The sequence below is a fragment of the Metabacillus indicus genome, assembly GCF_046603695.1.
In the GTDB taxonomy this organism is placed as follows: Bacteria; Bacillota; Bacilli; order Bacillales; family Bacillaceae; genus Bacillus_P; species Bacillus_P indicus.
In genome coordinates this window covers 2,069,700-2,091,559 of sequence record NZ_CP176757.1, presented here as the reverse complement: position 1 = coordinate 2,091,559, position 21,860 = coordinate 2,069,700, and the positions used below count along the sequence as shown (strand labels likewise).

The 21,860-nt window shown below is 46.3% G+C and carries 19 protein-coding genes; 12 read left to right on the top strand and 7 right to left on the bottom strand.

The window, feature by feature from the left end; all coding sequences use genetic code 11:
- Position 1: 1 nt before the first annotated feature.
- From ACK1LH_RS10480 to ACK1LH_RS10435, 10 genes are all read left to right on the top strand, one after another.
- A complete protein-coding gene (locus tag ACK1LH_RS10480) occupies positions 2–1,360 on the top strand; it encodes a (Fe-S)-binding protein (RefSeq protein WP_282033880.1) in 1,359 nt (452 codons plus the stop codon).
- Positions 1,361–1,363: 3 nt separating this feature from the next.
- Positions 1,364–2,827, top strand: a complete 1,464-nt coding sequence (locus ACK1LH_RS10475; protein WP_411332940.1) for an FAD-binding oxidoreductase — start codon at positions 1,364–1,366, stop codon at positions 2,825–2,827.
- Positions 2,828–2,971: 144 nt separating this feature from the next.
- Positions 2,972–5,152 carry a malate synthase G gene (locus ACK1LH_RS10470; RefSeq protein ID WP_282033879.1) on the top strand — a complete coding sequence of 727 codons (2,181 nt, stop codon included), beginning with the start codon at positions 2,972–2,974 and terminating at the stop codon, positions 5,150–5,152.
- A 54-nt stretch (positions 5,153–5,206) separates the two neighbouring features.
- On the top strand, positions 5,207–5,983 hold the full coding sequence (locus ACK1LH_RS10465) for a fumarylacetoacetate hydrolase family protein (protein ID WP_411332939.1): 777 nt from the start codon (positions 5,207–5,209) through the stop codon (positions 5,981–5,983).
- A 45-nt stretch (positions 5,984–6,028) separates the two neighbouring features.
- The gene (locus ACK1LH_RS10460; protein WP_029280951.1) at positions 6,029–6,796 is read left to right on the top strand and encodes an IclR family transcriptional regulator; all 768 of its coding nucleotides are present in this window, start codon (positions 6,029–6,031) and stop codon (positions 6,794–6,796) included.
- Positions 6,797–7,027: 231 nt separating this feature from the next.
- On the top strand, positions 7,028–8,806 hold the full coding sequence (locus tag ACK1LH_RS10455) for an L-lactate permease (RefSeq protein WP_411332938.1): 1,779 nt from the start codon (positions 7,028–7,030) through the stop codon (positions 8,804–8,806).
- A gap of 110 nt (positions 8,807–8,916) precedes the next feature.
- Positions 8,917–9,639, top strand: coding sequence for a (Fe-S)-binding protein (locus tag ACK1LH_RS10450; RefSeq protein WP_411332937.1), 723 nt, complete (start codon positions 8,917–8,919; stop codon positions 9,637–9,639).
- A gap of 1 nt (position 9,640) precedes the next feature.
- The gene (locus ACK1LH_RS10445; protein WP_203287215.1) at positions 9,641–11,080 is read left to right on the top strand and encodes a LutB/LldF family L-lactate oxidation iron-sulfur protein; all 1,440 of its coding nucleotides are present in this window, start codon (positions 9,641–9,643) and stop codon (positions 11,078–11,080) included.
- Positions 11,061–11,774, top strand: a complete 714-nt coding sequence (locus ACK1LH_RS10440; protein ID WP_203290312.1) for a lactate utilization protein C — start codon at positions 11,061–11,063, stop codon at positions 11,772–11,774. Before ACK1LH_RS10445 ends, ACK1LH_RS10440 begins: the two co-directional genes overlap by 20 nt.
- 388 nt (positions 11,775–12,162) lie before the next feature.
- A complete protein-coding gene (locus ACK1LH_RS10435; protein WP_203287213.1) occupies positions 12,163–13,107 on the top strand; it encodes an NAD-dependent epimerase/dehydratase family protein in 945 nt (314 codons plus the stop codon).
- Between the two features lie 67 nt (positions 13,108–13,174).
- On the opposite strand, the gene ACK1LH_RS10430 is transcribed toward ACK1LH_RS10435, so the two are convergent.
- From ACK1LH_RS10430 to pxpB, 4 genes are read right to left on the bottom strand one after another with little or no spacing between them, the layout of a single operon-like run.
- Positions 13,175–14,362 carry an NRAMP family divalent metal transporter gene (locus ACK1LH_RS10430; RefSeq protein WP_029280969.1) on the bottom strand — a complete coding sequence of 396 codons (1,188 nt, stop codon included), beginning with the start codon at positions 14,360–14,362 and terminating at the stop codon, positions 13,175–13,177.
- Positions 14,363–14,380: 18 nt separating this feature from the next.
- Entirely contained in the window at positions 14,381–15,151 is a 771-nt protein-coding gene (locus tag ACK1LH_RS10425; protein ID WP_411332935.1) for a LamB/YcsF family protein, read from the bottom strand.
- Between the two features lie 4 nt (positions 15,152–15,155).
- A complete protein-coding gene (locus ACK1LH_RS10420) occupies positions 15,156–16,160 on the bottom strand; it encodes a biotin-dependent carboxyltransferase family protein (RefSeq protein ID WP_411332933.1) in 1,005 nt (334 codons plus the stop codon).
- Complete coding sequence (gene pxpB / locus ACK1LH_RS10415; RefSeq protein WP_203290222.1) at positions 16,157–16,861, bottom strand: 5-oxoprolinase subunit PxpB; 705 nt, start codon at positions 16,859–16,861, stop codon at positions 16,157–16,159. The genes ACK1LH_RS10420 and pxpB overlap by 4 nt, the downstream gene beginning before the upstream one ends.
- A 479-nt stretch (positions 16,862–17,340) precedes the next feature.
- On the opposite strand from pxpB, the gene ACK1LH_RS10410 reads away from it, so the two are divergent.
- Positions 17,341–19,260 (top strand): endonuclease MutS2, encoded by a 1,920-nt coding sequence (locus tag ACK1LH_RS10410; protein ID WP_411335051.1) that lies wholly within the window; start codon positions 17,341–17,343, stop codon positions 19,258–19,260.
- A gap of 349 nt (positions 19,261–19,609) precedes the next feature.
- On the opposite strand, the gene ACK1LH_RS10405 is transcribed toward ACK1LH_RS10410, so the two are convergent.
- The 3 genes from ACK1LH_RS10405 to ACK1LH_RS10395 all read right to left on the bottom strand — a co-directional run bounded on the left by ACK1LH_RS10405 (position 19,610) and on the right by ACK1LH_RS10395 (position 20,823).
- Complete coding sequence (locus ACK1LH_RS10405; RefSeq protein WP_203290221.1) at positions 19,610–19,795, bottom strand: hypothetical protein; 186 nt, start codon at positions 19,793–19,795, stop codon at positions 19,610–19,612.
- 111 nt (positions 19,796–19,906) lie between these two features.
- Positions 19,907–20,470, bottom strand: a complete 564-nt coding sequence (locus ACK1LH_RS10400) for a DUF6944 family repetitive protein (RefSeq protein ID WP_411335050.1) — start codon at positions 20,468–20,470, stop codon at positions 19,907–19,909.
- Positions 20,471–20,538: 68 nt separating this feature from the next.
- Positions 20,539–20,823, bottom strand: a complete 285-nt coding sequence (locus ACK1LH_RS10395) for a phospholipase (protein WP_411335049.1) — start codon at positions 20,821–20,823, stop codon at positions 20,539–20,541.
- A gap of 184 nt (positions 20,824–21,007) precedes the next feature.
- On the opposite strand from ACK1LH_RS10395, the gene speD reads away from it, so the two are divergent.
- Positions 21,008–21,817, top strand: coding sequence for an adenosylmethionine decarboxylase (speD, locus tag ACK1LH_RS10390; RefSeq protein ID WP_282034607.1), 810 nt, complete (start codon positions 21,008–21,010; stop codon positions 21,815–21,817).
- Positions 21,818–21,860: the final 43 nt, after the last annotated feature.

Below are 21,860 nucleotides of genomic sequence, written 5' to 3'. Positions count from 1 at the left end.
CGTGAGTATTAGAGAAAGCGATCTGAAGCAGGGCGCTCCTTCATGTGCAGATGCCAGTCTCAGCAACTACCTATGGAAAGATCATCCGGATGAGAGCAAGTGGGCAGACTGCGTGCACTGCGGAATGTGTCTTGAATCATGTCCTACTTATGAAATTACCGGCCAGGAGCAGCACTCGCCGCGGGGCAGGGTACACCTTATTAAATCAGTGGCAGACGGCAAGCTTGAAGTCAATGAACAGTTTATGGATCCGGTGTTTGCGTGCCTTGACTGCCGGGCATGCACAACTGCCTGTCCGGCAGACGTGGATGTCGGCGGTCTCATTGAAGAAGCAAGAGGACAGATTCGCCAGGCGATGCCGCTTACAGGTGCAAAAGGAGCAGTAAGCCAATTCTTCTTAAAAGGCCTGTTCCCTCACCAAAACAGGCTTAATGCTGTCGGCAGCCTTCTGAAGTTTTACCAGAAAAGCGGCCTGCAAAAAGCGGTCCGGAAGACGGGCATGCTGAACGTCATGCCAAAACATCTTGCCGAAATGGAAGCGATCATGCCCGAAATCAAACAGCCGGTCCGGTCGAAATATAAAAAACAGCCGGTTGTCCAAGCTGAAGGAACCCCAAAAGCTGATGTCGCCCTTCTGACAGGCTGTGTCATGGACGTGATGTTTGGAGACATCAATCAATCAACGGTTAATGTGTTAACCCGAAACGGAAACAATGTGGCGATTCCTCAGAATCAGACGTGCTGCGGAGCCCTTCATGTGCATGCGGGCGACAGGGACACGGGCAGAAAGCTTGCCAAACAGAACATTGAAGCGTTTAAAGATGCCGACACCGTTGTTGTGAATGCCGCAGGCTGCGGCTGCATGCTGAAGGAATACGGGGAGCTTTTCAGGGAAGTAGACACAGAATGGCATGAGAAAGCAGAAGCTTTTGCTGAAAAAGTAGTGGATGTTTCGAAATACCTGCATGATTCGGGGTATGAAAAGCCGAAAGCAGAGCTGAATACGAGAATTACGTATCACGATGCATGCCACCTGGCTCACGGACAAGGAGTGCGCGAAGAGCCGCGCGACTTGCTTATAAACATCCCTGGGGTAGAGATGGTCCACATGCCGAATGCCGACAGATGCTGCGGGAGTGCCGGAATCTATAATATAACAAACCCTGAAATGGCAGGTGCGGTCCTTGAAAGCAAAATGGAGCATGTACCTGAAGATGTTGAAATGATTTCTATGGGCAACCCGGGCTGCATGCTGCAAATGGCAATGGGTGTTCAGAAATACGGAAGAAGCCAAAAGGTCGTACACACCGTGCAGCTTCTTGACTGGGCGTATCAAAAAGAAAAACTCGAGGGGGAATAAACAATGGCCGTCAAAAAAATCAGGACAAAGGACAAGCACATTGTCAGCCTCGCTGCTCTTGTCTCTGGCCCCGGCAATATTCTCTATCAGAAGGAAGATTTGATTGCCTATGACTGCGACGGATTTACAATCCACAAGCATCTGCCGAAAGCGGTTGTCTTTCCAAAAAATACGGAGGAAGTTGCGGCTGTTGTCAAATACTGCTCCATGAACAACCTTCCGTTTTTAGCAAGAGGCGCGGGCACAGGTCTCAGCGGAGGCGCCATTCCGATTAACGGCGAAGTGATCATCAGCCTTGTGAAAATGAAAAAGCTGATCAGCGTTGATCTTGAAAACAGAAGAGCAGTCGTTGAACCGGGCTTTGTAAATCTCAAACTGACAAACTCAATTGCAGATAAAGGCTACTACTATGCACCGGATCCATCCAGCCAGTACTGCTGCACGATTGGCGGCAATGTAGCGGAGAATGCCGGAGGTGCCCACTGCCTGAAGTACGGGGTAACAACGAATCACATCCTCGGCCTCCAAGTGGTCCTTCCAAACGGTGACATTACGGAGATTGGGAATAACGGTATTCCTGATACGCCGGGTTATGACCTGCTAGGTTTGCTGACAGGCTCAGAAGGGACGCTTGGAATTGTGACAAAAATAACGGTCAGAATTCTGAAAAATCCTGAAGCCAAACAAACGGTTCTTGCCTATTTTGATAGGGTGGAAGACGGAAGCGCTGCCGTTTCAGATATTATTTCCGCAGGCATCGTGCCGGCAGCACTTGAAATGATGGACAAAACAGCGATTGAAGGGGTAGAGGCGGCTGCGTTTCCAGTAGGCCACCCGAAAGATATTGAAACGGTATTATTAATAGAAGTAGACGGTATATCTGCCGGAATTGAAGATCAGATTGCGCAAATTCTGGCCGTATGCACAAAGTGGAACGTACGCGAGGTCAAGGCCGCACAAAGTGAAGCCGAGCGCGCACGCTGGTGGGCAAACCGGAAGACAGGGTTTGGGGCAATGGGGGCGATCTCACCGGATTATCTTGTTCAGGATGGCGTCATCCCGAGAAGCAAATTACCCGAAGTTCTGGAAAAGATTAATGCTATCAGCCGGGATTCCGGTCTGAGGATCGCCAATATCTTTCATGCGGGAGACGGCAACCTTCATCCCCTGGTTTTGTTTGATTCTAGAATTCCGGGCCAGACAGAGCTTGCGCTTGAAGCGGGAAGCGCCTGTCTGCAGGTTTGTGCTGATGCAGGGGGGACCATCACAGGAGAGCATGGGGTCGGCATCGAAAAGCGGGAGGAAATGAGGTTTGTTTTTACAGAAGAAGAAATTGCCGCCCAGACAGACATCCGTGCCGTCTTTAATCCTGAGAATCTCTTAAATGCAGGAAAGCTTTTCCCGAGCCCGGGCAGGTGTGCGGAAGTGAAAAAAGAGATGAAAGAGATGAAAACAGCAGGAGTTTAATAGAAAGGCAAACCGATTATTTAACAGAATGTTCTAACAACTATTGAAAGCGCTGTCCTAATCATGCTATGCTTTTTTTAGCATAATAGAAAACATCGTTGCGCAATACGAAACAATGAACTGGATATCAAAGGAGGAGAAATCATGAAAGGGTACGTTCAAAAGGGGAATTTAAAGGTCGCTGAGGTGTTGTATGAATTCATTCAAAAAGAAGCACTTCCTCAGACAGGAGTGGAAGAAGAGGCGTTTTGGAAAGGCTTTGAAGACATCATCGATGAGCTGACTCCGAAAAACCGCGAGCTTCTTAAAGTCCGTGATGAGATTCAGCACAAAATCAATGCCTGGCACAGAGAAAACGGCAAAGAAGCTGACTTTGAGACATATAAAGCGTTTTTGCATGAGATCGGCTATCTGGAACCTGAAGCACCTGATTTTAAGATTGCTACTGAAAATGTGGATGATGAAATTGCTTCACAGGCTGGGCCGCAGCTGGTCGTTCCTGTAAACAACGCTAGGTATGCCATTAATGCGGCAAATGCCCGCTGGGGAAGCCTGTATGATGCTCTTTACGGAACAGATGCCATCAGCGAAGAAGGCGGCGCACACAAAGAAGGCGGCTATAATCCCGTTCGCGGCGAAAAAGTGATTGAGTTCGGCCGGAATTTCCTTGATGAAACCGTGCCACTTGCAGACGGCTCCCATAGAGACGCAGCGGAATACGCCATTTCAGACGGCAAGCTGCTGGTCACATTAAGCAATGGAACAAAAACGTCGCTCGCTGATTCTGAAAAACTTGCAGGCTATCAGGGGAATGCCGATTCACCGTCTGCTGTTCTGTTAAAAAATAACGGTCTGCATTTTGAAATCCAGATTGACAGAAGCCATTCCATCGGTAAAACGGATATGGCTGGCGTAAAAGATATTCTTCTTGAGGCTGCTCTCACAACGATTATGGACTGCGAGGATTCCGTCACGGCAGTTGACGCAGAAGATAAAGTCCTTGTTTACCGCAACTGGCACGGACTGATGACCGGCAATCTTTCTGCCAGCTTTAAAAAGGGCAGCAAAACGATGACGCGCACCCTGAATCCTGACCGCACGTATTCATCTGTCACCGGGGAAGAATTCACTTTGCCTGGCAGATCACTTATGTTTGTTCGAAACGTCGGACACCTCATGACGAATAATGCAATCCTGGACGCCGGCGGGAATGAAATTCAGGAAGGAATTCTTGACTGTGTGATGACAGGTCTGCTTGCAAAGCATTCACTTTTAGGAACCGGAAACTACCAAAACTCCTCAAAAGGGTCTGTTTATATCGTAAAGCCGAAAATGCACGGGTCAAAAGAAGTGGCGTTTGCAAACGAGCTGTTTAACCGTACCGAAGATCTTCTTGGAATGGAGCGCCATACGCTTAAAATTGGCGTGATGGACGAAGAAAGACGCACCTCGCTTAACCTTAAGGCGGCCATCCGCGAGGTGAAGGACCGCATTGCCTTCATTAATACAGGATTCCTTGACCGCACGGGCGACGAGATCCATACATCGATGGAAGCAGGCGCAATGATTCCTAAAAATGAAATGAAGTCTTCCGTCTGGCTGACCGGCTATGAAAAGTCGAATGTTTTCACAGGACTTGAGAGCGGTTTTCAGGGAAGGGCACAAATCGGGAAAGGCATGTGGGCAATGCCTGATCTGATGAAAGATATGCTGGACCAGAAAATCGGCCATCTGAAAGCAGGAGCCAATACTGCATGGGTTCCTTCACCGACTGCCGCCACTCTGCATGCCCTTCATTACCACCAGGTAAATGTGACCGACGTGCAAGATCAGATGAAGGCAGAAGCAAAGGATCTGCGTGATGATATTCTGAGAGTTCCTGTCGCCGAACAGGCTGACTGGAGCAAAGAGCAGATCCAGCAGGAGCTCGACAATAATGCACAGGGAATTCTGGGCTATGTTGTGCGCTGGGTAGAGCAGGGAGTCGGCTGTTCAAAAGTGCCTGATTACTACAATGTTGGATTAATGGAGGACCGGGCAACATTGCGGATTTCAAGCCAGCATCTTGCCAACTGGCTGCACCACGGAATTTGTTCAAAAGAGCAGGTGCAGGAAACGCTTGAGCGCATGGCAAAAGTTGTTGACAAACAAAACGCGGGTGATCCGCTGTATATGCCGATGGCTCCGGATTACCGGAACTCTGTTGCCTTCCAGGCCGCCTGTGACCTTGTGTTTGAAGGATATGATCAGCCGAATGGCTATACAGAACCGATTCTTCACCGCCGCCGTCTTGAAGCAAAAGCGAAATTTGCTGTTAAAAACTAATCATTGAAGCGGGGCAGCATCTGTCCCGCTTCTCTCACAGAAAGGAGCATCATCATGAAATTTGTCCGTTATACGGCTGACTCCGATGTTTGCCAAGGAGTTTTGCTGGATTCAGAAATAAAAGAAATAAACGGGAACCTATTTTCAGAGTGGGAGTATACTGGGCGTGTTTTGAATGTATCAGAAGTACAGCTGCTTGCACCGCTTCGACCAAACCAAATCATCGGCATCGGTGCGAATTTCGTTGCCGATCAGCGGGATCTGCCTGAAGTACTCCCTGACATTCCCGTCTTCTTTTTCAAGCCGGTTTCATCTGTCATCGGTCCCGATGAAAAAATTGTGATTCCGGCCGGCACAGAGGAAGTGAAGTTTGAATCTGAACTTGCCGTTGTTATTGGAAAAGAAGCAAAGAATCTGTCAGAAGATGAAGTACTCGACCATGTTTTCGGCTATACAGTCGGAAATGATGTGACAGCGCCTGCTTTTTTCCATGGGGATGGTCACTGGACGATCGGGAAATCGTTTGATACTTTTACACCTCTTGGCCCTGTGATTGAAACGGAACTCGATCCGTTTACTGTGAATGTACAAGCCAGGCTGAACGGGGAATTGAAGCAGGATAGCCCGCTGGATTTAATGATCATTCCTATAAAAAGAATGATTTCGTACCTCTCAAATGTCATGACGCTTAATGAGGGGGATGTGATTTTGACCGGCAGTCCGGTCGGAGCAGAATTTGTTAAAGCGGGATCCGTCATTGAATGCAGCATTGAGGGGATCGGCACACTGAGAAACTCATTTTCTGAAGCACGTGAGAGTGTAAAAAGCTAACATTTCCTGTCTTCGTAATGAAAACGCGCACCCGGGGTGAACAGTATGGAAAGGGAAAACATGGTGAAGTCAGTCGGCAGGGCACTGGACGTTATCGCTCTTATAAGCATGAAAAAGAGCGGTCTTGGCGTAACCGAAATCGCCGGGCAGATGGATATTAACAAGAGCTCTGTCTACCGGATTCTTGCGACCTTAGTCCAATACGGATATGCCGAACAGAACGAGGAGACCGGCAAGTACAGGCTCGGCTATAAATTTCTCGAAATCAGCACAAAGCTGCTTGATTCCATTGATTTAAGAGCAGAAGCGAAAACTCACCTCATGAAGCTCGAGCAGGAAACAAATGAGGTGATCCACCTTGTCGTATATGATCAGGGTGAAGTGGTCTATATTGAGAAGCTTGACGGGAGTGAAACGCTGAGAATGCACTCTAAGGTCGGCAAGCGTGCACCGATGCACTGCACGTCTGTCGGAAAAGCCATTCTTGCCCACCTTCCTGCAGAAACGGTCCAGGATATCCTCGACCGGAAAGGTCTGCCTGTTCATACGCCGAATACAATCATTGACAGGGATGATTTTCTTCAGGAGCTTTCCAGAGTAAAGAAAAAGGGAATTGCTCTTGATCTGGAAGAAAATGAATCCGGCATCACTTGTATTGCAGCTCCGATTTTTGACCATTCAGGTCAGGTCATCGCTGCATTCAGCATTTCCGGACCAACGACAAGAATGTCTCACGACAGGCTGAAAACGCTTGTGCCAAGAATGCTTGAGACCGGAAAACTGATTTCAGCCAGATTAGGTTATGAGAAGTAAGCATTTGATTGCCCGTTTTTTTACTATAGCGAAAACGGGCCCTTTTTTTGCATCAAAATAGTTATGTTAATTTTCTAAATATTATTGTAATTAAGCGTCCAGTTTGTATAATAGATGTGAGGCGGCGTGTGTTATACAACAATTTTAATTATTGTTATATAACATGTTGCATCCTCGCAAACGAAGTGAAATTGTGTTGCGCAATACGAAACAGAAAAAGGGGGAATGTCAGTGAGCACGGGTATGTTGGGACTATTATCACTTTTGCCGATTTTAGTAGTAGGAATTTTTCTCGTAGGGTTAAGATGGCCGGCAAGCAAAGCAATGCCAATTTCGTACATAACCGCGATTGCGCTTGCGTTGTTCGTGTGGAAGGTGCCTGGTGCAACAGTTGCAGCGGCATCTGTCAATGGACTGGTGGTCGCAGGAACACTTCTTTACATCATTTTCGGTGCCATTCTGCTTTTGAACACACTTCAGGAAAGCGGCGGAATAAAAACGATCCGCCAGGGATTCACAGATATTTCGGCTGACAGACGGATCCAGGTGATTATCATCGCATGGCTGTTCGGTTCCTTTATCGAGGGAGCATCCGGATTTGGCACGCCTGCAGCAGTTGCAGTGCCGCTCATGGTCGGTCTCGGATTTCCGGCAATGGCAGCCGTTATTGCGGGCATGGTGATCCAAAGTACGCCCGTTTCATTCGGTGCAGTCGGCACGCCAATGCTTGTGGGTGTGCAAACTGGACTTTCTGCAGACACATCCATAACCGGGGACTTTCTCGCTCTTGTTACCGCAATTGGAGGACAGGTTGCCATTCTTCATATGATAGCGGGTACGCTGATTCCGCTGTTTGTCGTTGCCCTTATGACGAGATATTTTGGAAAAAACAAATCGTTTGCTGAAGGGTTAAAGGTCTGGAAATTTGCCCTTTTCTCGGCGTTTGCCATGACCATTCCATATGTCATTACTGCCAATACTCTCGGTCCTGAGTTTCCTTCCATGATCGGAGGCCTGACCGGTCTTGCCATCGTGGTATTTGCAGCAAAAAAAGGGTTTCTTATGCCTCCAAAAGAAGAAGCATGGGATTTTGAGGCGAAATCAAAGTGGGATCCTGAGTGGAGCGGATCACTTGAAATCAAGGATATTTCACACAAAAGCGGAAGCATGAGCATGATGATAGCCTGGGCTCCATATGTTCTAGTTGGACTTTTCCTTGTTCTTTCAAGATTAAAAACGCTTCCTATCATGGGCTGGCTCCAGTCATGGGTCGTTGCGTTTCCCAACATGTTCGGCTCTGAAGTCAGCGCGAGCTTTCAGCCGCTTTATCTTCCGGGCACGATCTTTATCCTTGTATCACTCATCACGTACTTTTTGCACGGCATGAATGGAAGCGCATACAAAAGTGCGTGGTCACAATCCGCCAAAACGACTCTCGCCGCATCTACTGCGCTTATATTTACAGTTCCGATGGTGCAGGTATTTATCAATTCAGGCGGCGGGGCTGCAGGATTTGATAAAATGCCGATTGAACTTGCAAATGGGGCAGCTGCCATTGCAGGGGAATTCTGGCCGTTCTTTGCTACTTTTATCGGAGGAATCGGGGCGTTCATCGCTGGAAGCAACACAGTCAGCAACATGATGTTCAGTCTTTTCCAATATGATGTAGGTTCGAAAATCGGCGTGAATCCTACTTGGATCGTGGCGCTTCAGGCAGTCGGAGGAGCAGCTGGAAACATGATCTGCGTACATAACGTTGTAGCAGCATCTGCCGTCGTCGGCTTGTTTGGAAAAGAAGGTCTTGTCATCAGAAAAACAATCTTCCCGTTTACGTATTACGCGCTTTTATCAGGGGCGGTTGGGTATTCAATCGTCTGGTATTCGCAAAAAGGCATCTTTAATTTAGGGTCCTATGTGGCCGTCGCCATCGCGATGGCAGCGATTTACATCGTGGCTACAGGGCAAAAGCGCGCTGCAGAGCTATCAGACAGCAAAACGATGAAATTATAAACAATCAGAAAGCTGCCCTTCTCAGGCAGCTTTCGCTTTTCCTTCGTTAAGACCTCGATGTTCATGTATACTAAAAGTAAGAAAATTCTTGCAAATGAGGTGGGGAACCAGTGAAAGTATCATTGTTTATCACATGCCTTGCAGATGTCTTTTATTCAAACGTAGGAAAAAACACGGTCGAACTTCTTGAAAAGCAAGGGTGCGAGGTTGATTTTCCGGCTGCACAAACGTGCTGCGGCCAGCCCGCTTATAACAGCGGCTGTCATAAAGAAACGCGTGAAGTCGCCAAGCATATGATCTCGGTATTTGAGGCCTCAGATTATGTTGTCGGTCCATCAGGCTCATGTGTGGCGATGCTGCATGAGTATGAGGAGCTTTTCAAGGAGGATTTTCTCTGGAGAGACCGGGCCCGGCAATTATCTAAGAAATCCTATGAACTGACGCAGTTTTTAATAGAGGTTCTGAAAATAGAAGATGTAAAAGCGAGCCTTCCTGCACATGCGACGTATCACAAATCCTGTCACATGACCCGCCTTCTCGGCGTGAAAGACGCACCGGACAAGCTGCTGCAGCATGTTGACGGCCTTGAAGTGACGCCACTTCCAAACAGCCAGGACTGCTGCGGATTTGGAGGTACATTTTCGGTGAAAATGGTTCCGATTTCAGAACAGATGGTGGATGAGAAAGTCACTCATATTCAGGAAACCGGCGCTGATGTTCTGATTGGAGCTGATTGCGGCTGTCTGATGAACATCGGCGGAAGAATCAACCGAAAAGGCATTCCTATTAAAGTCATGCACATAGCTGAAGTGCTGAACAGCGGGGTGAAGTGAAATGCCGATGAAAATAGGCAATGACTCCTTTTTCAATCGGGTTGAAAGCGGCGTCAATAATCCGTTTATGAGAAAAGCGGTCGCTTCTGCCCAGGAGAGGATGCAGGGGCGGAGGCTGCAGGCAACAGAAGAGCTCGGCAACTGGGAAGAATGGAGAAAACTTGGTGAAGAGATCCGCACACATACTCTTCAAAATCTTGACTTCTATTTAGAGCAATTGAGCGAGAATGTATCAAAAAGGGGAGGTCACGTATTTTTTGCTTCTACGAAAGAAGAAGCAAACGAATATGTGACTAAAATAGCCCGAGAAAAAAAGGCAAAAAAAATCGTGAAGTCCAAATCCATGGTCACAGAGGAAATTCATCTGAATGAAGCGCTTGAAAAAGCAGGGTGCGAGGTTATTGAGACGGACCTCGGAGAATACATCCTGCAGCTTGATGATCATGATCCGCCTTCGCATATTGTTGTGCCTGCCCTGCACAAAAACAAGGAACAAATCCGTGATACCTTTAAAGAAAAACGGGGATACGACAAAACCGAGCTTCCTGAAGAGCTTGCCCTGTTTGCAAGAGAACAGCTTCGGAAGGATTTCCTGAGCGCAGATCTTGGAATTACAGGATGCAATTTCGCCGTGGCGGAATCAGGATCTATCTGTCTTGTCACTAACGAAGGAAATGCCGGCCTTGTCACGGCACTGCCGAAAACACAGATTACCGTCATGGGAATGGAGCGGATTGTCCCGACTTTTGAGGAGCTGGATGTGCTTGTGAGTCTCCTTTGCCGCAGTGCTGTCGGTCAAAAACTGACGAGCTACATCACGAATTTGACAGGGCCAAGAGATGACGGTGATGCCGACGGACCTGAGGAGTTTCACCTTGTGATTGTCGATAACGGCAGATCTGCTATTCTCGGCACCGAGTTTCAGAGTGCGCTTCACTGCATAAGATGCGCGGCATGTGTCAATGTATGCCCGGTTTACCGCCATATTGGAGGGCATTCGTATGGATCGATTTATGCAGGCCCGATTGGAGCTGTCCTGTCGCCGCTGCTCGGAGGGTACGACGATTATAAGGAACTTCCATATGCTTCCTCGCTTTGTGCAGCCTGCACGGATGCCTGTCCTGTGAAAATACCGCTGCATGAGCTATTAATCAAACATAGAAGAAAAATGGTAGAAGAGGACGGTAGATCCGCGTTCGGCGAAAAACTTGCGATGAAAGGCTATCAGCTAGCCGCAAGTTCTCCGGGCATTTACAGCGCGGGTACGAAATCCGCATCTGCTGTTATGTCTCCATTTACAAGCTCGGGCATGGTCAAAAAAGGCCCGGGTCCAATCAAGCCGTGGACGGATGTGAGAGATTTCCCGGCACCAAGCAAAGAAAGATTCAGAGATTGGATGAAAAAGAGGGAGGAGAAACGTGATGAAAACAGGCACCATTGAAAATCGGAACTCTTTCCTTGAAAATGTTGCAGCAAAGCTTGGCAGAAGCAGAAGATCGTCCGGAGTTGCGAAACCGGACTGGCAGACGAATCCCCAATGGGATGTATATCGAAACAGCAGCCAAGAAGAGCTTGCGGACGTTTTGAAAAAACAATGTTTGCTTATTCATACGCAGTATATTGAAACGGACACAGCAGGTCTTTCAGAAAAAGTGCTGCATGTCATTAATGACTACGGTGCAAAGTCGGCAGTTATTCCGAAGGATTCTCGCTTTGGATCATTGGGCGACTACATGGCTTTGTGGAAGGAGAAGGGAATCAGCGTTCATGAATGGAACCATGAACTTGGTGACGAAAACATCACTGCGTGCGAACGCGCAGACATCGGGATTGCTTTCAGCGATCTAACGCTTGCTGAATCCGGAACAGTTGTCCAGTTCAGCAGCAGAGATAAAGGCAGGTCGATTCATCTTCTGCCAAAGACCTATTTATGTATTGTGCCCCTGAGCACACTTGTACCAAGACTGACTCAAGCCGCTGAACATATACGCAACCTCCTGAAAAACGGGGAGCATTTAGCATCATGCGCAGACTTTATTACCGGTCCGAGCAACAGTGCGGATATTGAACTCAATTTAATTGTTGGTGTGCACGGACCCATTAAAGCATCCTATATTGTCGTCACAGATCTGTAAAAATGGACCCCCGACTGCTTGGGCAGACGGGGGTTTACTGTTTTTTCAGCAGACAGCTTAAATTTTCCAAACCCGGAATAGAGAAAAACTTGGCTGTGTTTTTTATATAATATTAAAATCTACATACATATCAGCAGCAGTTACGTAAGACTTTGTTTTATGATGCACTAATAACTTCCAAGATATTAATGCAAAAATTATCACATAAAACCGCCATTTCATTCATAAATCAAATACTAATGAGTGAAAAGTCCGTCACTAAATTGAAAGGAGTGCGGATTGCTGAAGCAATCTTTTTTACCCGTTATAAGTCCGATTTTACTGTTCAGGTGTCACTCTGCCAACTATTTCTCCAATTTATTGTCGTGAAAAGAAATGAGGGATTGACATGTTCGGAAATGTCCTTGTCACAGGCGGAGCAGGCTTTCTCGGTTCACAGCTTGTAAAAACACTGCTTCCAACTTCAGATCACTTATTTATTATGGACAATCTGTCTGCGGGTTCGCTGTCATCCATCCCTGAGTCAAATCAAATCACCTTTTATAATGCATGTATAACGGATGAAAATGTGCTGGATGAAATTCTTCCTAAAGTGGACTATATTTTTCATTTTGCCTGCACAAATCTTGTCTTTTCTGGGGAAAACATTTTTTCCGATTTTCACACAAACGCCGTTGGGGGATTCACACTTTTAAGAAAGTCAAAAGAATTATCCTCGCAGCTGAAGAGGTTTGTTTATGCATCTACAGCCTATGTATACGGAAATGCCGAGATTCTTCCTACTCCTGAAACCTATTACAATATTAAACTGCCTTATTCAGCAAGCAAGTTTACAGTCGAGCATTATTGCGACGTATATTTTAATATGTATCAATTGCCTGTCACAACTCTCCGCTTTTCAAATGTTTACGGTCCTGGTCAGCAGATATCAAATCCATATTGCGGAGTTATTGCTAAATTTATCGATGCAGCCAAAAACGATCACTCATTTGAAATATTCGGAGATGGAAAGCAGACCGGTGACTTTACGTATATTGAGGATGCAATGGATGCGACAATTCTAGCTGCTGTATCAGATGTTGCACTTGGTGAAAAATATAATGTTGGTTCAGGTACAGAAACAAGTATTTTACAACTGGCAGCGAATATAAAAAAAGCAGCAGCAAAAGACAGACTCGGTAATACGTTTGTACCTGATCGAAGGGGAGATGCCGTCCAAAGAAGATGCATTCATACTGGGAAAATAGAAAGGGAACTTGGATGGAAAAACCGGCATTCTCTGCTAGATGGCCTTGCAAAAACGTATGAATGGCGAACGGATCATGAGGAATAAATCTAATTTGAAAAAAAACTCGGAAAATGAACAAAGAAAAAAAGCCTGTGAGGGCTTTTTTCTTTGTTTAGAACAGTTTAGGAAGTCCTGTGAAGAGTGAATATCCTCCCATGATGGCCATGGCAACAACGATCACTGCTCCAAAAACAGTAAGCCAGACAGGGTGTTTGTAATCACCGACAAGCTTTACTTTATGAGCCGCAATCAGCATGACGCCAAGAGCGAGAGGCAGGATTAATCCGTTCAGGGAACCGGCTAAAATCAAGATTTTTACCGGCTGGCCGATGCTGACAAATACGGCAGTTGAAATGGCAATAAAACCGACAATAAACCATTTGTGGTATTTTTCAATCACTGGGCTGAATGTCCGGATAAAGGAAACGGATGTATAAGCTGCGCCGACGACAGATGTGACGGCTGCTGCCCACATGATGACACCAAACATTTTGTATCCTGCGTTGCCCGCTGCATACTTAAAGACAGAGGCAGGCGGATTGGCAGGATCCAGCTGAAGTCCCTGAGAAACGATGCCAAGTGTCGCAAGGAAAAGGAAAACTCTCATTAGAGAAGCAATGCCGATGGCAGAGATTGAGCTCTTCGTTACTTGAGGAAGAGCAGCCTTTCCTTTAATTCCTGCTTCCAAAAGGCGGTGACCCCCGGCAAATGTAATGTACCCTCCGACCGTTCCGCCGACAAGTGTTACAATGGCTAGAAAATCGATTTCATCAGGCACAAACGTTTTAACGGCTGCTTCTCCGACCGGCGGCTGTGCAGAAAACATCACATATACAGTGAGGGCAATCATGATAAAGCCCATTGCCTGAGCGAACCGGTCCATCACTTTCCCCGCTTCTTTAACCAGAAAAATACCAATGGCAACAATTCCGCTGAGCAGGGCGCCGAGTTCAGGCGAAACGCCGAAGATGACGTTTGTTCCAAGTCCCGCACCGCCGATATTCCCGATATTAAAAGCAAGTCCGCCAAGAACAATCAAAATGGCAAGAAACGTTCCAAGACCGGGCAGGACGGCATTCGCGATTTCCTGTGCGGGTTTTTCTGATACCGCAATAATTCTCCAGATGTTAAGCTGAGCCCCAATATCAATTAAGATAGACATTAAAATGACAAAACCAAAGCTTGCGGCAAGAGCCTGTGTAAAATGGGTGGTCTGAGTTAAAAAGCCTGGTCCTATGGCAGATGTCGCCATCAGGAATGCAGCTCCAAGAAGCAGACTGAAATTCGATTGTTGTTTCATCCCTGTACCTCCAGAATCTTATGTTAAAACGTCTAATGTGGAAAGAATCCTGATGCCCGACTCAGAAAGTCTTGCGTTTATGTAGCGTGCAAATTCAAGTGCATGTGTACCATCACCGTGAATGCAGATTGTATCAGCTTTCAGGGATACGGTATTTCCAGCAGCAGAAATCACAGTGCCGTCCTGAACCATTTGGATGACCTGATCTGCAGCTGATTGATGATCTGTTATAAGTGCTTGTGGATCTTTTCTAGAAGTAAGAGTGCCGTCATCCTGATAGGTCCTGTCAGCGAAGACTTCATTTGCCGTCTTCAGCCCGATTCTTTCTCCGGCTTGTACAAGCTCGCTTCCTGAAAGTCCGTAAAGGATAAGCTCAGGATTTACTTTGTAAACAGCTTCAGCGATCGCTTCAGAAATAGGGCGGTCTACAGATGCCATGTTATAAAGTGCCCCGTGGGGCTTAACATGATGCACTCTTCCGCCTTCTGAAGCGGTAAAAGAAGCAAGCGATCCGATTTGATAGACAACGAGATCATAAATTTCCTGCGGCGTTAAATCCATGTTTCTTCTTCCAAAACCGGCAAGGTCCTGAAAACCGGGATGTGCTCCTATCGCCACGTTTTTCTTAAGAGCAAGCTGCACAGTCTTTCTCATAGTGGAGGGATCGCCTGCATGAAAACCGCATGCTATGTTGGCGGAAGTGATAAATTCAAGAATGTCTTCATCGCTTCCGATGGTGTATGCACCAAAGCTTTCTCCCATGTCGCAGTTAATATCTACTTTCCGCATAGTCTCATCTCCCGGCATGTAATTTCAGATGCAGTCCTTCTTTTAAATGATGAAGCATTTTTTCTCTTTCAAGCAATTGCTTCTGGGCTTCATCTATAGAAATTTCTTTAAAGTGAATAGAATCTCCAGGCTTTAACTGGGCGAGGTACGGAAGATCAATGGATGCTGCCTGGCCGATTTTCGCATAGCCTCCGGTCGTTTGCCTGTCTGCAAGCAGGATAATTGGATTTCCATCTGACGGAACCTGGATGGTACCGAAGCTGACGGCTTCAGAAATCATTTCTTCTTTTTTCTGGAGGCTGAGTTTCGGACCTTCCAGTCGGTAGCCCATCCTGTCTGACTGCGGCGTGATTTTGAACGGTTCAGAAAACAGTGCTTTTTTGCTTTCTTCTGAAAAATCGCCGTATTGTCTTCCTTTCAGCAGCTGTACTTTTTCTTCTTCTCTGACGAAAGGATGAAATTCCGGAGAAACGGACCAGTGAAGTTCTGTATAAGGCTCTCTTTTCTGAAGCTGTGAGAACCAGAAGTCAGCAAACGGTGACCTTCCGCCGATTTCAATCACATCCCCGGTTTCCAGTGCTCTGCCGTCAACACCGCCGATTCCGGCTCTTAAATAAGTTGATTTGCTTCCCATGATTTTTGGTGTAAGATAACCGCCTGCAGCAGCAAGGTAAGCTCTGCAGCCCTTTTTTACATGTCCAAAAGAGAGAATGCTTCCTTTTCTGATTAAAACGGGTCTCCACATTTTTACGGGCCTGCTGTCAATGGTCGGGGAAAAATCTCCGCCGCATATACTGATCAGTGCATCGTCCTGAAACTCAAACCGCGCGCCGATCATCGTCATTTCAATGACAGCCTCATGTTCATCATTTCCAACAAGGAGATTAGCAATCCGGTGGGAGAGGGTATCCATAGATCCACTTACAATGACTCCGTATTTTTGATAGCCGTAGCGTCCGATGTCCTGCACGGTTGTGAGGAGACCCGGCTTTTTAACAAGCATGGTCATGGTCTCTTCTCCTCCTTGAATTGTTCAGCTGTAATAGGCTTAAATGTAATTATATCTCCAGCTTTTAGTAGACTCGGAGATTCACTTTCAGGCTGAAAAAGCGGGAGGGGAGTCTGTCCGATAAGCTGCCATCCTCCTGGCGTTTCAATCGGATAAATGCCTGTTTGATTTCCTGCAATTCCTACTGATCCTGCAGGAATCTTCGATCTGGGCGTATCTTTTCTCGGTGCGGCAATTTTTTCTGACATCCCGCCGATGTAGGGAAAACCAGGAGCGAAGCCGATCATGTAGACTAAATATTCTGTTCCTGAGTGAATCCTGATGACTTCATCCTGAGTCAGGCTGTTATGTTCTGCAACGAATGCCAGATCAGGGCCAAACTCGCCTCCGTAGCAAACAGGGATTTCTACCTTTCTTCCATCAGCGGGTTGCAGCGTGCTTACGTTTCTTAATGTTTCTGTTATGTAGTCTTTTACCGTTTCATGGGGAAGTGCTTTTTTCGTATGGCTGAACACTTTGACAGGGTCATAAAGGATGGCAACCGTAGTAAAAGCAGGAATGCACTCAATCATCCAGTCGGGCGATTTTTTTTCAAAAAATGAGAACACCTGCTGAACGTGCTCGTGCACTTTTTGATCAATCGTTTTTCCAAACTCAATGACCACCGTACTGTCTCCCATATGATTCACTGTATAATCCATTTCTGCACCTCCTGAAGTCTTTTTTTGCAGATGTCATTCATCTTATAATAAGAAAGGGAACATTTCAAATGTACCGTTGTAAGTGAGTTTGACAAAAGTGGCTCTGTGGCATACATTATAAGTAGCTTTTATTCTTATTTTCCATACCATCATCCTCAAAAAGGGGTTTTGTTATATGTTAGGTGCCGTTCTTAACTAATCCGTAATTTCATACGGTCTTTCATGCGCCGGCGCGCAAATTTTTACAATTTGCTGTGCTTCTTTAAGTATGCGCAAGAAGGATAAGTTAAGAACAAATCATAGCATATGAGAGGGATCTGCTCAGGGGCTGTGTCTATTTGCACAGTTTTTTCTTTTTTCCAGTAAAGGATGAGAGCAGTATGGAAAATGAAAGCATTCCATTAACCATTTCAGCCGCAATGAACAGGTTTGTTCATTGCGGCTTTTTTGTGTTCATTTATTATTTGGAGGTTAACCCATTGAATCAGCATACATTTGACATTTTAAATTATGAAACAATTAAGGAAACAGCCGCTGCTTTTGCGATGACAGAGTCCGGGAGAAAAAGAATCAGGGGTCTGCAGCCGCTGTTTCATGCTAAGCAAATCCGTGCGCTGCTGGCGGAAACGGATGAAGCCTGCGCCATTTTGGAAAAGAGCTCAAGTGTGCCGGTTTCAGGTCTTGAAGGGATAGAAGGAATCACAGGCATGCTGCATAAAGGAACACCTTTCCGGCCTCACCATTTGACGCAGCTTCTTGCCTTCATTGAAGATTGTCTGAAAATGAAAAGATTTATGAAAGATAAAGAAACGCTCGCACCTAGAGTGGCTTCTTATGTATACGGAATTGAGGAACTCCCGGATTTGGCTGCTGAGATTACCCGCTGCATCCGAAACGGTATGGTGGATGATCTTGCTAGTAAAGACCTTTTAAAAATAAGAAAGCAGCTATCAATCGCACTTGACAGACTGAAAGAAAAACTGAACAGCATGGTGAAATCGCCAAAATACAAAACCTACTTGCAGGACAGCACGATCAGTGAACGCGGAGGGAGGCTGTGTCTTTCGGTAAAAAGGGAATACAAAGGAAAAATAAAGGGGGCGATTCTGGATACATCTGCATCAGGATCAACCATCTATCTTGAACCTGAGGAGGCAGGAGCCCTGCAGGATCACATTGATTTATTAACAGCGCAGGAAGAAATCGAAACAGAGAAGGTACTGAGCTACTTAACAGGACTTGCAGAAGCAAGTGAAAAAGAGCTGCTGCAGTCCATTGAAGTCATGGTGCATTATGACTCTCTGTTTGCCAAAGCAAAGTACAGCAGATCAATAGACGGGGCATCTCCGACTATTCATGAAGAAAAGGGGATTTCTCTCATTCGTGCAAAACATCCCCTGCTTGGCTCTGGTGCTGTTCCCCTTACAATTGAAATAGGGAGTGAATTCCAGTCTCTCGTAATCACGGGTCCGAACACGGGCGGTAAAACGGTCGTTCTTAAAACCGTCGGCCTGCTCGTTTTAATGGCTCAGTCGGGCTTTCACATCCCTGCAGAAAAAGGCAGTTCAGTCGGAATCTGCAGACAGATTCTGCTTGATATCGGGGACGGGCAGAGCATAGAACAGAACTTGAGCACATTCAGCTCCCACATGACCAATATCATTTCAATTTTAAAGCAGACAAACGAATACACACTTGTTCTGCTTGATGAGCTTGGTTCAGGTACAGACCCGGGAGAGGGAATGGGCCTTGCGCAGGTCATCCTGGAGAAAATTCATCAAAAAGGCGCAACATTGCTTGCGACAACGCACTACAGCGAAATAAAAGAATTTGCTGACAGTACAGATGGATTTATGAATGGATCTATGGAATTTGATCTGGAGACTCTTAAACCCACCTACCGCTTGAAAATCGGCCAGGGGGGAGAAAGCCAGGCATTTTCCATCGCACTCCGCCTCGGCATGCATCCTGAGCTGATTGAAAAAGCCCATCAGATCACATACAAGGAAGAGAAAAAGTATGCAAAGGAAAGCTATGATCTTTTAGAACGCAAAGAGCTTGAAAAGCAAATGTCCGTCCTGAAGCACAGGCCGAAGCGTATAAAAACGGATGAACCTGTTCATGAAACCTACAGTCAGGGAGACAACGTACAGATTAAAGCAACAGGGGACTACGCAATCGTTCACAGCGGCCCTGATAAAGCCGGTAACTACATCGTCTTTGTAAAGGGGGAAAAACAAACCATAAACCACAAACGCATTCAGCTCCACATTGCCGCAAGCGAGCTGTATCCGGAAGATTATGATTTCGACATCCTGTTTGAAAGTGCAGAAAACCGGAAAAAAGCCGCGCAAATGAAAAAGCGGCATTCGGATGTGACTATTTTCAGGGAGGAGTGAGGTTGCTGGATTGGAGGAGAGGAGGAGTGCTGTAAAATGTTTAACAGCACAAACTCTGATCAATGGAGTCACATATGTGCTGCAAACTCTGGATAGCAGCACATACTCAGGTGAGTGATGTGGACTTAGTGCTGCAAAGTCAGGTTATCAGCACAAACTCGGTTGAACGAAGTCAGCTTAGTGCTGCAAACTCTGGTTAACAACATAAACTAGGTTAAGCGAAGTCGACTTAGTGTTACAAAATCAGTTTAACAGCACAAACTCAGTTCAATATAGTCACGAAAGTGCCGCAATCTCCTGCATACACCCAGAACTCCACAGCAGCTTTCAAATAAAAAGAAGAGGGGCATCATTGCCCCTCTTCTTCCATTTCCTCTTTATCTTCATCAATGACATCGCTGTCAGTTTCTTCGTTTACTTCTTCTTCCATTTCATTATCCATTTCATCCTGTTCGCTCTCGCTGCATGCGGCAAGTCCGCTTAGCATGATGGCGAGAGTCATTCCTGCAGCTAGTCCTTTTTTCTTCCAGTTCATTGGAGTTCCTCCTCAATTTGTTGTTTGTACTCTCTTTTTACCCTGGATGATCTTTCCTAAACAGTCTTTTTATTGAAGTATGTATAATGGAATGCCAGAGAGCGGTTTCCATTATGGTTCATTTGTCAGGGCATCGGCAGCAAGGAGAGCTCCCGTTGCCTGCAGATATCCCCCGAACCAGCCGAGTGCCCGGCCTCTTTGTGATAATTCTTTTAAAAAATACACGCCGCTTATGGCGTCAATGACCGCGCCTCCCGCTATCAGCAAATATCCTGCGGTCAGCTGTTCTCTAAAGAGGCGGTCCCGGGCGGACGACGCGGCAATCGCTTCTGTCGCGGCACCGATTGACTGAACAGCATTTCCGATGACATCAAGCTGATACCCTTCCTGCAGGTCACCTGACAGGAGGGGGATTCTCGCTGCGGCATTGGCGGAATTTCCTGCAGCCTGCACCCATGCGCCAAAAGCACTTAGACGGTTTTGGGGTTCACCGGATCTGACAGCAGCCTGAAGTGCGTTGCCGGATGCTTCAACGGCGTTTCCTGCTCCGGTTGCCTTAAGTGCAGCGCGTTCAGACCCTGTAAGGGCAATGGTTTCACCCGAAGCATTCAGGAGGGTGCCGGCCACAATCAGCCAGGCGCCGAAAACATCAATGTTCTTTTTTTCTTCATTCATGCTTTCCCCTCATTTCGAACAGATTTACTGTATTCTATGAGGGAATCCCCGAGTGTTGAGTCCTGAATTTATCTTCCGCACGTAAACATCATTTTCAGCTTCATCATTTTATACATAAATGCAGCGTTGCGGCCTTTTTCCGTTTCCCGGTTTATTTTAGGCCGGAGGCATTCTATAAAAGCACGGTCGCAATCACAGGATGAACGCCCGCTGTCGAGGCACAGATCATGCTTCTGGCAGCATGCATCCACATCATTGATCGGCATACCCGGTCCGCTGCACCCTGGGCCGCACCATCTGTACTCCGGAAAAATACAGCGGGACCTTCTTTGTCTTTGTCTCTGATTTGACACGGTTTACATCTCCTTATCTATCTTATCTATTACTATTTATATGAGAATTGAGCTCATAAGGCATTGGCAATCATCACGCTTTTCGAAAATAGAAATGAAAAAGTGGCCGTTTGCTGAATGGTAAAGTGGGTATTATAAAAACGTATGTGCATCAGAGATTCAGCGAAGAAAGGGGAAAATGCCTGTGTCTGAGCAGAGAGTCCAGCTCCACGAATTCAACAATCTGACGAAATCGCTTAGCTTTAACATGTATGACATTTGCTATACGAAAACAAAAGAAGAACGGGAAGCCTACATAAACTATATAGACGAGCAGTATAATGCCGAACGGCTGACAAAGATTTTAAAGAATGTGACAGATATTATCGGCGCTCATGTCCTGAATATTGCCCAGCAGAATTATGTGCCCCAGGGTGCAAGTGTGACCATTCTTGTATCTGAAGGACCGGTTGTTGAAGTGCCTGAAGAGTCCTATGCGGAATCTCCGGGACCGCTGCCTGATTCTGTGGTGATGCAGCTTGATAAGAGCCACATAACGGTTCATACGTATCCAGAGTATCATCCGAATGAAGGCATCAGCACCTTCAGAGCAGATATTGACGTATCTACATGCGGAGAAATTTCACCGCTTAAAGCCCTGAACTACCTGATTCATTCGTTTGATACGGATATTATGACAATGGATTACCGGGTAAGAGGGTTCACTCGCGACATCAATGGGGAAAAGCTGTTTATCGACCATGACATTAATTCCATTCAAAACTACATACCTGAATCGGTAAAAGAGGCGTACGACATGATTGACGTGAACGTGTACCCCCAGAATATTTTTCATACAAAATGCAAACTGAAGGAGTTTGACCTGAACAACTATTTGTTTGGCTACACGAAGGACAAGCTGACGAAAAACGAACGGAACGAGATAACAGACAGACTGAAAATTGAAATGGATGAAATCTTTTACGGGAAAAATATGAAGCCGTTTAAAGGATAATATTTCAGGGGTTTCCTAAAAGGAGACCCCTTTCTGCTTTTCA